Here is a 13663-nt window from a genome sequence, read left to right on the forward strand (position 1 = left end):
GCTTTAAATCATACTAGTAATATTTTTTTATTAAAGGATTGCAGGGTAAATATTTAATTGTATATTTGCAACCTTAAAAATTATTAAAACAATTCAGTATGTATGCAATCGTAGAGATAGCAGGGCAACAGTTTAAAGTTAGCAAAGACCTAAAGGTTTACGTTCACCGTTTAGCAAATGAAGAAGGTTCAAAAGTTTCTTTTGACAAAGTTTATTTAGTAGACGACAACGGTTCAATCACAATAGGCGCCCCAGCTATAGAAGGTGCTTCAGTAGAAGCTAAAGTGTTACAACACTTAAAAGGAGATAAAGTTATCGTTTTCAAAAAGAAAAGAAGAAAAGGGTACAAAAAGAGAAACGGTCACAGACAATATCTTACTCAAATTGTAATTGAAGGTATTACTGCAGGTGGATCAGCTAAAAAAGCAGCTCCAAAAAAAGCAGCTGTTGAAGCAACTACAGAAGAAGCAGTAGCTCCTAAAGTAAAAAAAGCTCCTAAAGCTAAAAAAGAAGATACACAAGAATAATAACAAAATAAACTAATACGTCATGGCTCACAAGAAAGGTGTCGGTAGTTCGAAGAATGGTAGAGAATCAGAATCAAAACGTTTAGGCGTTAAGATTTTTGGTGGTCAAGCTGCTATTGCTGGGAACATCATCGTAAGACAAAGAGGTTCAAAACATAATCCAGGTGAAAACGTTTACATTAGTAAAGATCATACTTTACATGCAAGAGTTGATGGTGTTGTTGCCTTCCAAAAGAAAAAAGATAATAAATCTTATGTTTCTATACTTCCATTTGAAGCATAATCATAAAGATTTAATAGCATTTCAAAACCCGTTTCGAAAGAAGCGGGTTTTTTTTGTTAGATCTGGTATAAATTTTTATTATTGTAATTGGTGCTGTTTTTATTAAGATTGTCTGGCTTAATTTGATGGATTAAATGAAAAACCAACGCTAAAAAACAATCTTACTTTGTCGATATTGTTAATCCATGAAGTATCAAAGTGAATTGGACCTAAAATGGATTGATATGATATTGTGCCTCCTCCTGACATTAAAAAGCTAGTTTCTTTGTTATAATCCCAATTCCCTTTTGGGAAAAATGCATTGCCTATATAATCGTTAAAATTATCAAACCCAACAGAAGCAATGTTAAAATGAGGAGTAAGATAGATTTTGCCAGTCGGATTAAATTGTACTCCCAAGCGAACTCCCATAAATTGAGTTACACTCAGTTCATCTTCATATAATCCAGGTAACGCATAGCGATTGCTTCCAGAACAAGGTATAATTCCCCCAAGGAAATTTTTTGCTGCATAGCCATAATCTGAGAAAGAAATTTCATTCTCTTTGAGATCATCTTGGAAAATAAAGTTGGAGTCAAACCCCATTATATAAGTTGTTTTGTTTTTTAGTTTAAATCTTTTCTCAAATGTAAAACCCATTTTCGTATATCCATTTGTAGGTCCTGAAGGATCTATATAATTGGGATCAGTGAAATTAATGCTAGCATTGCTTAAAAGGGAATGGTTTATGTTTGCTTTTAGAATAGTGCCATTAGTAGCAAAAAAAACTTTGTCCATATCATTATAAGAATAATGAGCATTTATCTCAATGTTTTCATAGTTATAATTATTTAAGGAAAGTATATTCGGATTTAATTTAGGGTCGTTTTTAGGTTTTACCTCAGTGAATAGGTAGTTTAATCCAAAACCAACATAGCTTTTAAGAGAATTCAGATTCAGATTTGCCTCATTGTTGAATTCGAATGTATTGTATTTCATATTGTCTGCAGATTTTCCATTAATAAAAATTTCTTGATTTAGAAAAGCACCATACAATTCGGATCCCCACCACCAGTCTTTCTTTTTTCCAAAATTTTTCTGAAAATCAATTCTAACTTTTGGTTGTTCGGCAATGTCTCCAGTAATAATTAACCGAGATGATTCTGCTAAAACGTTTCTTGCTGTGTAATTAAGAATTAAACCAACGCCTCTATAGGTGTCAAAATGAAGTGATGCATTGATTTGATTTTTTGCATATTCAAAACCATTTAATAGAAGTCCAAGTTTGTCTCCATTTTTTAAAAAGTAGCTATAGGTGATTTGAGTGAAAAGATTGGTGCCCATGGCTCTATTGATGCCTTCAATCAAATCTTTGGTTGTATATTTTGTATGTGTTTTAATGTTTGTTCTCGCGATTACAAGTGGAATGTTTTCCTTGCTAATATTTTTATAAACAATGGTATCGATGATAAATTCGTTCGAGACTTTTGGTAATTCATGTGTTCGTTGTTTGTATCCTTTTAATTTTTCGGATAAAGTAACTAATGCATTTAGATTAAGGTTTGTGGCTATCTTACCATCTTTGTAGATTTCATTGCTTTTTGCAAAATCTGCTGTAGAAAAGCGCAAATTCGGCATGTGGTCTATTAAGATGTTACAGAGTTTTCGATTTTCTGGATCTTTGATGTTACTAGGAAACATACTCGTTTGCATTAATACAGTTAGAAAACTGTCCAGTTTGTCTTTGGGTTCCATTCCTCCTCCAACATCACTACCAATTATGATATCAGCTCCCATTTGTTTGGCAACATCAGTCGGAAAATTATTCATTACACCGCCGTCTACCAAGATTGTTTCATCGTAAGGCATGGGTTTGAATACCGCGGGTAAAGACATGCTTGCGCGCATGGCATAGGCTAAGCTTCCTTTGCTTAGAACAATTTCTTTACCATATACTAAATCGGTAGCCATTGCTCTAAAAGGGATTGACAAATTGTCGAAATCTTTAATATTGTATACAGGGAAGGTTAACTCAGAAAGATATTCTCTTAAATTTTGGTCGTTTAATATAGAACTAACACTATTTGGTTTTCCATCTTTTATTCCTATACCGACTAAATAGCGTTGAAACTCACTTTTTTCTTCAACGCTAACACTTTTTAAAGACATTCCTCCTCCTAGTAATTTGTCCCAATCTATGTTTTTGGTAATATTTGCAATACTGTCACCAGAATATCCCATAGCATACAAGCCTCCAATAACACTTCCCATACTGTTTCCAACTATAAGGTCGGGAACAATGTGTAAGGAGTCTAAGGTTTGTAAAAGAGGTATATGTGCAATACCTTTGGCACCGCCTCCACTTAATACCAAAACTACTTTAGGTTTTTTTTCTTGTGCAGAAATAACTTGAGAAAGTGCTAGTGAAAATAATAAGACCAATAAACAGCATTTTTTTTTCAAGGGCGTAAAGTTTAAGAATGTTCAGGAATTGAGTCAGTTTTACTTCTTAAAAAAGAGTCTAATGATTTGTAAACTTACTATTTTTTTGTAAGATGTGTGTGTTTTTATTTCAAAAATACTATTTAAGTAGTTGTTATTAAGGGAGGTATTTTTTATGATGAATTGATATTCGATATTTGTGTTTTTATGTAATAACAAAAAAACCCTTACATCGCTGCAAGGGTTTCATGAATCTAAAATCTAAATTCAGAAATCTAAAATAGATTTAGTATCTGTAATATTCTGGTTTGAATGGACCTTCAACTTCAACTCCAATGTAAGCTGCTTGGTCGTCACGTAAAGTTTCCAATTCAACGCCTAATTTTGCAAGGTGTAAGAAAGCCACTTTTTCATCCAAATGTTTCGGTAACATATACACGTCATTGTTGTATGCCGCGCTGTTTTTCCACAATTCAATTTGAGCTAGAGTTTGGTTTGTAAAGGAATTACTCATTACAAAACTTGGGTGACCTGTAGCACAACCTAAGTTTACTAAACGCCCTTCAGCCAAGATAAGAATGTCTTTTCCAGCAATAGTGTATTTGTCAACTTGTGGTTTGATTTCAATTTTTGATGCACCGTGGTTTTTGTTCAACCAAGCCATATCAATTTCGTTGTCAAAGTGTCCAATGTTACAAACGATAGTTTTATCTTTCATTTGCTCAAAGTGACTTCCAAGAACGATATCTTTATTTCCAGTAGTTGTAATGATGATATCAGCATTAGCAACAACTGTGTTTAATTTTTTAACTTCAAAACCGTCCATAGCCGCTTGAAGCGCACAAATCGGGTCTATTTCAGTAACGGTTACAATAGATCCAGCACCTCTAAAAGAAGCAGCAGTACCTTTTCCAACATCACCATATCCACAAACGATTACTCTTTTTCCAGCCAACATGATATCAGTAGCACGACGAACGGCATCTACAGCAGATTCTTTACATCCGTATTTGTTGTCGAATTTTGATTTAGTAACCGAGTCATTTACATTGATAGCAGGCATTGGTAATGTTCCAGCTTTTACTCTTTCGTACAATCTATGAACTCCTGTTGTGGTTTCTTCAGACAATCCTTTGATTCCAGCAACCAATTCTGGGTAACGATCAATAACCATATTAGTCAAATCTCCACCGTCATCAAGAATCATGTTCAATGGTTTTCTGTCTTCACCAAAGAATAATGTTTGCTCAATACACCAGTCAAAATCTACTTCGTTCAAACCTTTCCAAGCATACACTTGAATTCCAGCAGCAGCAATAGCAGCAGCAGCTTGATCTTGAGTAGAGAAAATGTTACAAGAACTCCAAGTCACTTCAGCACCAAGAGCAATCAATGTTTCGATCAAAACAGCAGTTTGAATCGTCATGTGCAAACATCCAGCAATACGAGCACCTTTAAGTGGTTGTTCGTCTTTATATTCTGCACGAAGTGCCATTAAACCTGGCATTTCAGCTTCAGCTAGTTCAATTTCTTTTCTTCCCCAGGCTGCTAGAGAAATGTCTTTTACTTTGAAAGCCACAAAAGGCATAGTCGTTGTACTCATTTATAGTATATTTGTATTGTAAAATTTTTTGCAAATTTAGGCAATAAGTTTAGAAATAAACTAATTTATACGAGATTTGTGATTTGTTTAATGTCTTAATCTTTTGAACATTAGATAAATATTTTTTAGGAGCTAATCCCGCTATTCGTTACAATCTTTTTTAAGCCGAAGAAAAATCGGCTCAAAAAAGGATTTCCACTGCTATCGGGGCTAAAAATACAGACAACGTTTATGAGCTAATAATTCATAATTCATCATTCGAAACTCATATTTCAATAATGCCATTATACAAAACCATTATATTAAACTCCTCAACCCAAATCCTCGTTTGGGAAATAACCGAATCGTATCAAGAACTTTTTGAAGCAGTTGTTCTCAATGACAGCAACCTGAAACGTTTGAACAATATGAAATCCGAAATACACCAACGCGCTTTCTTGAGTGTTCGTAAATTGTTTCAAGTTGCAGATTATACGGATTTTGATTTGTATTATGATGAATTTGGAAAACCACATTTGCATGATGGCAAACACATTTCTATTACGCATTCCCATCAATTTTCGGCTATTATTTTAAGTGATGCAGTCGTTGGAATCGACATTGAATTGCAACGGGAGAAAATCATCCGCATCGCCGATAAATTTGCTGATACGGAGTTTTCTTTTTTGAATCCTGATCAAAAAGAGGAATATATTCGAAAACTGACCGTGATTTGGGGCGCCAAAGAAGCGATTTTTAAAATCAGAAACGAAAAAGGAATCAGTTTCAAAGATCATATTAAAGTCGATGCTTTTGAAATGAATGATACGCAAGCCAAAACAGAACTTCACTTTGATGCTATAATCAGAGATTTTAAGGTTTGTTTTGAGGAATTTGATTCTTATGATGAAAAAGGAATTAAGCAAAATTTCACTCTTGTGTACGCTTTTGAATAATAGAAAAATAATTTTAAAACTTTGCGTAGCTTTGCTTTCTCTTTGCGAATCTCTGTGTAATTGCCTATGACCAATATTTATAATGCCATTCTTCAGGCTAAGACCGAAAACCGTAAGTTACTCGCCATTCTACTTGATCCCGATAAAATTGACTTGAATAAAATGGATTATTTAATCCAAAAAATCTATCAATCGCCAGCAACGCATATTTTTATTGGAGGAAGTCAAGTTCAAAATAACATATTAGACGAATTGATTCTGACAATTCGTCAAAATTCCACCTTAATAGGGCAGGATGTTTTACCAATTGTACTTTTCCCTGGAAATCCATCTCAAATTTCAGCCAATGCTGACGCGATTTTGTTTCTTTCCCTAATATCTGGCCGGAATTCGGATTATTTGATAACGCATCAAATAAATGCGGTTCCAATCTTAAAGAAAACCCAACTCGAAATTATTTCTACTGGTTATTTATTAATCGAAAGCGGTGATGAAACAGCTGTTGCTAGAGTTAGTAACACCAAGCCATTAGATAGAAATAATAGTGATTATGTGATGCATACCGCTCAAGCTGGGGAAATGTTAGGTCATAAACTTATTTATCTCGAAGCGGGTAGTGGTGCCAAACAGGCTATCCCTATTGAAATGATAAAAAAAGTTTCAAATAATATCGAAATTCCACTAATTGTAGGTGGCGGAATTATAGATTTGCAAGGGATTCAAAATGCTTATGAAGCCGGAGCCGATTTGGTAGTGATTGGAACCGCTTTTGAAAATGATCCGGATTTTTTTAATCACAGTATTTAAACTTCTAAACTTTAAAATATAAATGTTCGATTATTTTTTTTTTCAATATAAAGAATACCCTGTTCATGAAGTGTACTTGGAACTTATAGCCGTTTTTTTTGGGCTTTGGAGCGTTTGGTGTGCCAAAAAAGATAATATTTGGGTTTTTCCAACAGGATTAATTAGTACTTTTATTTATGCTTATTTGCTTTGGCAGTGGAGTTTGCTAGGAGATTCGATGATCAATGTCTATTATTTTGTAATGAGTATTTATGGTTGGTATCATTGGACACGAAAAAAAGGAGATGTTGATGAATTTCCGATTTCGGTAATGACTAACAAAGAAAAAATTATTGGGACATTTATTTTTGTATTTACCATCATTTTTGTAATTATAGTGTATCTTTATTTTAATAAATTTACAAGCTGGTATTCGTATTTAGACACCTTTTTGACTGCTATCTTTTTTGTTGGAATGTGGTTAATGGCCAAAAGGAAAATTGAAAATTGGCTATTTTGGATTGTAGGAGATTTACTTTCGATACCGCTTTATTTTGCAAAAGGATATACATTTACAAGTTTTCAATATATAGTATTCACAATTATTGCCGTTTATGGCTATTTAGAATGGAAGAAAATCTTGAACAGCTCGCAAAATCAGGAGCTACACCAATTATAAAAGTTGCCATTTTTGGCCCAGAATCTACTGGAAAAACTACTTTGGCTACACAGCTCGCAGAATATTACAAGACGGTTTGGGTTCCCGAATTCGCACGCGATTATCTACAGGAAAAATTAGATAGTGGTCGTGGTATTTGTGATATTGATGATATGCTTCCAATTGCGTATGGACAAACTAAGTTGGAAAATGAAAGCACATTAATAGCCAATAAATATCTTTTTTGCGATACAAATTTATTGGTAACCAAGGTTTTTTCTGAATTGTATTATGATTTTTGTGATTCTTTATTGGATAAAGCAGCTCGTGCTCATCAATATGATTTGTTTTTTCTAACTGATATTGATGTGCCATGGGAAGATGATGGGCTAAGAGATAGTCCAGAGGGTAGGGAAACTGTATTTGAAGTTTTTAAACAATCCTTAATTGATAATAAAAAACCATTTATTACCATTTCAGGCAATAAGGAAATTCGTTTGAAAAAAGCAGTTGCCATCATCGAAGAATTGACTCTAGCTTTGCAAATGGGTTTCACATCTTTGGATTATTTGCAAATTTATGAGCATGGGATTTCATTTGAAAACATTAAAAATCAATTGGCTATTTTTAATGATGGAATATTAAAAAGTATTTTGGTTCAACCTGCGACTATAAACAATGGAATTCTAAAATTATCAGAAGCTGAATTTGAGCAAAAAGCAAACCTTTTTGATGCTAATAAAAACACTTTTAAAATAAAGAAATTTGTTCCTGCATCAGGGGCAGCATCCAGAATGTTTAAGTTTTTAAGTACTTTTTTGAATGAATTTGATTTCGGAAATGAAACTATAAATGCTTATATCAATAGAAAAAAAGATACTGAATTATCACTTTTTATTGTTGGGATGGATAAGTTCTCCTTTTTTGAAGCCGTAGACTTAAAATTAAAGGAGATTTATCCTGATTTTAATGCATTGGAAAGAGATTATAAAAACTATTATTTCATAAAGATGCTTTTGTCACCAAAATATTTTGATTTTGCTAATAAACCAAAAGGAATTCTACCGTTTCACAAATACGAAACTCATGTAGCAACTCCAATTGAAGAGCATCTGTATGAATGTGCTTTTTACGCCGCATCGAATAATCAGTCCAATTTGCATCTAACAGTTACTGAAAACCATCAAACACAATTTGAGGATATTATTAAAAAGGAAAAGGGTAAAATTGAAGCAAAATCAAATACCAACATAGAGGTAAGTTATTCGTATCAAAAAATGGAAACGGATACCATTGCTGTAGATGCTAAAAATAAACCTTTTCGCAATGAAAAAGGGATGTTGGTTTTTAGACCTGGTGGGCATGGTGCTCTGATTGAGAATCTTAATGCAATCGATGCGGATGTTGTTTTTATTAAAAATATTGACAATGTAATTCAAAATAATATTCAGCAAATATCTTTTTATAAAAAAGCTTTAGCCGGAGTTTTAATAGAATTACAATTTCAAATTTTTGGGTTTTTAAAAACTTTGGATAATAAAGAAGTAGATTCCATAAGCATAAATGAAATTTTGGTATTTCTCAAAAAGCAATTGAATATTGAATGGAATGATGATTTTCATGAATTCAAGCTAAAGAATCAAATTAGTAAACTCAAAGAAATACTAAACAAGCCTATTCGAGTTTGCGGAATGGTCATAAATGAAGGCGAACCTGGAGGTGGACCATTTTGGGTAAGAGGAACGGATGGCAGGTTGACTTTGCAAATTGTGGAAACCTCTCAAGTTGATTTAAATAACAAACAACAATTGAAAATACTGGCCAATGCTACTCATTTTAATCCAGTGGATTTGGTTTGTGGATTGAAAAATTATAAAGGTGAATCGTTTGATCTAAAACGTTTTGTTGATCCCAATAGTGGTTTTATTGTACACAAAAACCATGCAGGAATTGATTTGAAAGCATACGAGTTACCTGGGTTATGGAATGGGGCTATGGCAAACTGGTTAACGGTTTTTGTAGAAGTTCCGTTATTTACTTTTAATCCAGTAAAAACGGTAAATGATTTATTAAAACAAGCCCATCAACCGTTATAAAATGGAAATTCAAATTATCCTCTCAGAGGTAAAGTATAAAGCGGTTAGAAGTAGCGGCGCTGGAGGTCAAAACGTGAATAAAGTTTCGTCTAAGGTGGTGTTGACTTTTGATTTGTCCAATTCTCAGGGATTTTCTGAGGAAGAAAAATTGTTGTTGAAAACCAATTTACACAATAGATTGACTGATGATTTGGTGTTGATTTTAAATTGTGATGAAGATAGAAGCCAACTCAAGAATAAAGAGATTGTCACAAAGCGGTTTTTGGAGATTATAAAAAAAGGGTTGTACGTCCCCAAAGAACGTAAGCCTACAAAAATTCCAAAATCAGTGATTCGAAAAAGAATCAAGGATAAAAAAAATGTTTCGGAGGTAAAACGAAATCGTAGAAAACCCGATTTTTAAATTTATTCCAATTCATAATTTATAATTCACAATTTATAATTAGTTTTGCGCTGTCTCAAAGGGGTGCTCTAAATAACGAGCTGAGATCATACCCAAAGAACCTGGGCGGGTAATGCTGCCAAGGGAAAATACGACCAAAAATTAGCGTGCACACTAACGATTTGTCGTAGAACATTCATTTATTAATTTTAAAAAAAGAATAATTCCCCCTTTTATTCGTAATCTTTTTACGGATGAAAAATCTAATTCATTTTATTGACCTTAAAAGTACAAAGCTTTTGATGTCTATTTTCTTTTCTCTATTTTCTCTATTCTCTTTTTCGCAGGAAAAACAACAAGACACATTAAAGGTCAATCAGCTCGATGAAGTGTTATTAAACGCAACTAGAGTGAAAGATAAATCTCCTTTTCCGTTTACAAATGTTAGCAAAAAAGAACTCGAAAAAAATAATCTTGGACAAGATTTACCTATTTTATTAGATCAATTGCCATCTGTAGTTACAACTTCTGACGCAGGTGCAGGTGTTGGTTACACCAGTATCCGAGTTCGTGGAAGCGATGCTACACGTGTGAATGTTACTATCAACGGAATTCCGTATAATGATGCCGAGAGCCAAGGAACCTATTTTGTAGACTTGCCAGATTTTGCTTCTTCCCTAGAAGATGTTCAATTGCAACGGGGTGTTGGAACTTCTACAAATGGATCGGGAGCTTTTGGCGCAAGTTTGAATCTAAAAACACTAAAGCCATCGGCCGAAGGTTTTGCAATAATTTCTAATTCTTTTGGGTCATTTGGTACTAGAAAACATACTTTGAGTGTAGGTTCAGGTATAAAAAATGGTTTTTATGCCACAGGAAAACTATCCAAAATTGCAAGTGATGGTTATATAGATCGAGCTTTTTCGGATTTAAAATCGTTTTACACTGAAGCTGGTTTTATAAGTGAAAATACTTCGGTAAAAGCAATTGTTTTTGGAGGAAAAGAAAAAACGTATCAATCTTGGTATGGTACTCCTGAAGCGGTGGTAAATGGTGATGTTGATGGAATTAATGCTTTTATAGCTCGAAATTACAGCTCGGCATCAGAAGCCTACAATCTGTTGAATTCGGGTAGAACGTATAATTTTTATACCTATGATAATCAAACAGATAATTATGAGCAATATCATTATCAATTGCATTTTTCGCATCAATTTAATGATAATTTATCGGCTACAATTTCGGGAAATTTTACGCCTGGAAAAGGGTATTATGAAGAATTCAAAGCAAATGATAAGTTTAAGAAATATTTTCCATCAAGTCCAAATGGAGATGATACAAGCGATGTAATTCGAAGAAAATGGGCGAAAAGTGATTTTTATGCTTTAGTATATTCGTTGAATTACAATAAGGATAAGGTTAGTTTTAATTTTGGTGGGGGATATAATAAATATGACGGATCGCGTTTTGGTGAGATCATTTGGAGCCAATTTCAAACTCCATTGCCTTATTCTGAAAAATATTATGAAAGCAGTATATTAAAAGAAGATACTAGTATTTATTTAAAAGGAGAATATCAATTTAGTGATAGTTTTATTGGTTTTGCTGACATTCAGTTTAGAGATGTAAGTTATAAATCTGCTGGATTGTCATCAAGCGTTGCTGCCATAAATGTTGACAAAAAATATTCTTTTTTTAATCCAAAAGCAGGATTGACGTATCTGTTGAATTCACAAAATACAATTTACACATCCGTAGCTGTTGGAAATCGAGAGCCAAACGGAGACGATTTGACTAAAAATCCAACAGAACCAAAACCCGAGCAACTTATAGATTATGAACTGGGATATAAAATGAAATCTAAAAAAATAGTAGCTTCTGCAAATTTCTATTACATGGATTACAATGACCAATTGGTTCTTACAGGAGAAATAGATGATGTAGGGAATGGGGTTCGTCAAAATGTATCCAAAAGTCACAGAACAGGAATAGAACTTCAGGCTGGTTATAAAATTTCAAAACTATTGCGAATTGATGCAAATGCTACTTTTAGTGAAAATAAAATCAAGGCATTTGATTATTTAGTTTATGATACACAGTATGATCCAAATACTTTCGATGTGGTTTCATATGCGCCTGTAGTAACACAATATAAAGACACAAACATTGCTTTTTCTCCAGAAACAATCGTTGGGGGTACTTTGACTTTTTCGCCAATTGAAAATCTGGATTTTGGATTGATATCGAAGTATGTGGGTAAGCAATATTTAGATAATACTTCTACAGATAGCCGAAGTATGAAAGCCTATTTTGTAAATAATATTTCGATTTCTTATAAATTAAAACCAAAATGGATTAAAGAAATAAGTTTTAACATGTTAGTAAATAATGTTTTTGATGAAAAATATGTTTCAAATGGATATACTTACAGTTATTATTATCGCCCACAAGCTTCAACAGATGCTGCTGTAACCGAAAATTTTTATTACCCACAAGCGGGAGTTAATTTTTTGACAGGAATGACGTTGAAGTTTTAATGTTTTTTGAAAAGATTCTTTAAAAAAAATCCTGAGAGCTTCATGACTTTCAGGATTTTCTTGTTTATAATGATGTTGTGGGTCATGCGTGAAGGATGGGCTAAGCTACCGAAGTAGCAGCAACAGCCTGACAGCATAAAGAGAAGTGGCCCAATAAGCGGAATGTATGTTGGCCGCTTTTCTTTATGGTGACACGCCCACATGATGGTAAGCGAATTGAAGAAGTAAATAATCTTAATTATATATTCGAAGTACATCTCCGTTTACTTCTACTCGGTATTGTTTCATAGGGTATTGTTGTCCTCCTTGGCCAGTGAATAGATTGTATTCTTTACTATCGCAAGCGCAAATAGCATTGATTCCTTTGATGGTCATGGTAGAGCAATCGCTAAGTTCTTGGTTGGGACAAGCGGCATCAAATGCATTATAGGTGCTGCCAGTATAAAATACAATGATACCTCTAACGCCAACATTAGGATAATAAATAGCATTGCTTGCATATTTTAAAATAGAGTAGGTGGGTAAATTCATGTTGAGGTCTACCGTGAAATTAGTATTGGGAATATAAGGGTTTTTATTTGAAGTATCACTATTGCTACATCCAACCAAAAACAGTGATGTAATAAATATTAGAATGTTTTTTTTCATATGAAAACAATTTTTATTGTCGAATTTTGGATGTTTAGATTGTTCGTTTTTGATCGTGTCAGGCACTATAAATGGTTGTAATAATCAACAGTTTAATGCGTTTATTTCAATCTCAAAAATTAAGTAAAATCTATTAGTGAAACAAATTTAATTTATTTAACTTTGAATTTGTTATGATTAACATTTAATTGTAGACTAAAAATAAAATTATACTATCTTTGTGGAAAGAAATCCCGTCCTGATGGGATTTTTTCTATTTTATATAAATGATAACATTATGAGCGCAATATCGTATTACACAGCGGAAGGATTAAAAAAATTAAGAGAAGAATTAGATTATTTAAAAAGTGTGATGCGTCCAAAAGCATCTCAAGATATAGCAGAAGCAAGGGATAAAGGCGATTTGTCTGAAAATGCAGAATATGATGCAGCCAAAGAAGCTCAAGGAATGCTAGAAATGAGGATTGCTAAGTTAGAAGAAATTCACTCTAATGCGAGATTGATTGATGAAACACATTTGGATTTATCTAAAGTGTTGGTTTTGTCAATTGTGAAAATCAAAAACCAAACGAACGGAATGGAGATGAAATACACTCTTGTTGCCGAAAGTGAAGCGGACTTGAAAACTGGTAAAATATCGGTTACTTCTCCAATTGGGAAAGGATTATTAGGTAAAAAAGTAGGCGAAGTAGCCGAAATTACTGTGCCTAACGGTGTTTTGAAATTTGAAATTTTGGAGATTTCTAGAGAATAAAAGCCCCCTAACCCCCGAAGGGGGAATTAAAAT

Annotated in this window: 12 protein-coding genes; 9 read left to right on the top strand and 3 right to left on the bottom strand. The window is 33.4% G+C overall.

From position 1 onward, the window contains the following. The first annotated feature begins 98 nt into the window (after window positions 1–98). Entirely contained in the window at window positions 99–527 is a 429-nt protein-coding gene (gene rplU, locus OZP06_RS09630; RefSeq protein WP_269221677.1) for a 50S ribosomal protein L21, read from the top strand. Between the two features lie 22 nt (window positions 528–549). Beyond that, on the top strand, window positions 550–810 hold the full coding sequence (rpmA, locus tag OZP06_RS09635) for a 50S ribosomal protein L27 (RefSeq protein ID WP_269221678.1): 261 nt from the start codon (window positions 550–552) through the stop codon (window positions 808–810). Between the two features lie 117 nt (window positions 811–927). Here the strand turns inward: rpmA and OZP06_RS09640 are convergent, their stop codons facing one another. Further along, window positions 928–3231, bottom strand: coding sequence for a patatin-like phospholipase family protein (locus tag OZP06_RS09640; RefSeq protein ID WP_281323653.1), 2304 nt, complete (start codon window positions 3229–3231; stop codon window positions 928–930). Window positions 3232–3517: 286 nt separating this feature from the next. After that, window positions 3518–4834, bottom strand: a complete 1317-nt coding sequence (gene ahcY / locus OZP06_RS09645; RefSeq protein ID WP_269221681.1) for an adenosylhomocysteinase — start codon at window positions 4832–4834, stop codon at window positions 3518–3520. A 278-nt stretch (window positions 4835–5112) separates the two neighbouring features. On the opposite strand from ahcY, the gene OZP06_RS09650 reads away from it, so the two are divergent. From OZP06_RS09650 to OZP06_RS09675, 6 genes are all read left to right on the top strand, one after another. Next, window positions 5113–5769 carry a 4'-phosphopantetheinyl transferase superfamily protein gene (locus OZP06_RS09650; RefSeq protein WP_269221682.1) on the top strand — a complete coding sequence of 219 codons (657 nt, stop codon included), beginning with the start codon at window positions 5113–5115 and terminating at the stop codon, window positions 5767–5769. A gap of 66 nt (window positions 5770–5835) precedes the next feature. Beyond that, window positions 5836–6576, top strand: coding sequence for a geranylgeranylglyceryl/heptaprenylglyceryl phosphate synthase (locus tag OZP06_RS09655; protein ID WP_281323654.1), 741 nt, complete (start codon window positions 5836–5838; stop codon window positions 6574–6576). 22 nt (window positions 6577–6598) lie between these two features. Continuing rightward, window positions 6599–7234 (top strand): nicotinamide riboside transporter PnuC, encoded by a 636-nt coding sequence (gene pnuC / locus OZP06_RS09660; RefSeq protein ID WP_281323655.1) that lies wholly within the window; start codon window positions 6599–6601, stop codon window positions 7232–7234. Further along, window positions 7183–9309, top strand: coding sequence for a DUF4301 family protein (locus tag OZP06_RS09665; RefSeq protein WP_269221683.1), 2127 nt, complete (start codon window positions 7183–7185; stop codon window positions 9307–9309). The genes pnuC and OZP06_RS09665 overlap by 52 nt, the downstream gene beginning before the upstream one ends. A 1-nt stretch (window position 9310) precedes the next feature. Continuing rightward, window positions 9311–9712, top strand: coding sequence for an alternative ribosome rescue aminoacyl-tRNA hydrolase ArfB (arfB, locus tag OZP06_RS09670; protein ID WP_281238060.1), 402 nt, complete (start codon window positions 9311–9313; stop codon window positions 9710–9712). 233 nt (window positions 9713–9945) lie between these two features. Then, the gene (locus tag OZP06_RS09675; protein WP_269221684.1) at window positions 9946–12228 is read left to right on the top strand and encodes a TonB-dependent receptor; all 2283 of its coding nucleotides are present in this window, start codon (window positions 9946–9948) and stop codon (window positions 12226–12228) included. Between the two features lie 234 nt (window positions 12229–12462). Here the strand turns inward: OZP06_RS09675 and OZP06_RS09680 are convergent, their stop codons facing one another. Further along, a complete protein-coding gene (locus OZP06_RS09680) occupies window positions 12463–12876 on the bottom strand; it encodes a hypothetical protein (protein ID WP_269221685.1) in 414 nt (137 codons plus the stop codon). A 277-nt stretch (window positions 12877–13153) separates the two neighbouring features. Here OZP06_RS09680 and greA point away from each other — a divergent pair, with 277 nt between their 5' ends. Beyond that, window positions 13154–13630, top strand: coding sequence for a transcription elongation factor GreA (gene greA / locus OZP06_RS09685; protein ID WP_269221686.1), 477 nt, complete (start codon window positions 13154–13156; stop codon window positions 13628–13630). Window positions 13631–13663: the final 33 nt, after the last annotated feature.

The sequence above is a fragment of the Flavobacterium sp. IMCC34518 genome (assembly GCF_027111095.2).
GTDB lineage: Bacteria > Bacteroidota > Bacteroidia > Flavobacteriales > Flavobacteriaceae > Flavobacterium > Flavobacterium praedii.

Bases quoted from the DNA above. Each gene is read 5' to 3' on its own strand.
- rplU (WP_269221677.1), top strand. From the start codon at position 99: ATGTATGCAATCGTAGAGATAGCAGGGCAACAGTTTAAAGTTAGCAAA.
- rpmA (WP_269221678.1), top strand. From the start codon at position 550: ATGGCTCACAAGAAAGGTGTCGGTAGTTCGAAGAATGGTAGAGAATCA.
- ahcY (WP_269221681.1), bottom strand. From the start codon at position 4,834: ATGAGTACAACGACTATGCCTTTTGTGGCTTTCAAAGTAAAAGACATT.
- OZP06_RS09650 (WP_269221682.1), top strand. From the start codon at position 5,113: ATGCCATTATACAAAACCATTATATTAAACTCCTCAACCCAAATCCTC.
- OZP06_RS09655 (WP_281323654.1), top strand. From the start codon at position 5,836: ATGACCAATATTTATAATGCCATTCTTCAGGCTAAGACCGAAAACCGT.
- pnuC (WP_281323655.1), top strand. From the start codon at position 6,599: ATGTTCGATTATTTTTTTTTTCAATATAAAGAATACCCTGTTCATGAA.
- OZP06_RS09665 (WP_269221683.1), top strand. From the start codon at position 7,183: ATGGAAGAAAATCTTGAACAGCTCGCAAAATCAGGAGCTACACCAATT.
- arfB (WP_281238060.1), top strand. From the start codon at position 9,311: ATGGAAATTCAAATTATCCTCTCAGAGGTAAAGTATAAAGCGGTTAGA.
- OZP06_RS09675 (WP_269221684.1), top strand. From the start codon at position 9,946: ATGAAAAATCTAATTCATTTTATTGACCTTAAAAGTACAAAGCTTTTG.
- OZP06_RS09680 (WP_269221685.1), bottom strand. From the start codon at position 12,876: ATGAAAAAAAACATTCTAATATTTATTACATCACTGTTTTTGGTTGGA.
- greA (WP_269221686.1), top strand. From the start codon at position 13,154: ATGAGCGCAATATCGTATTACACAGCGGAAGGATTAAAAAAATTAAGA.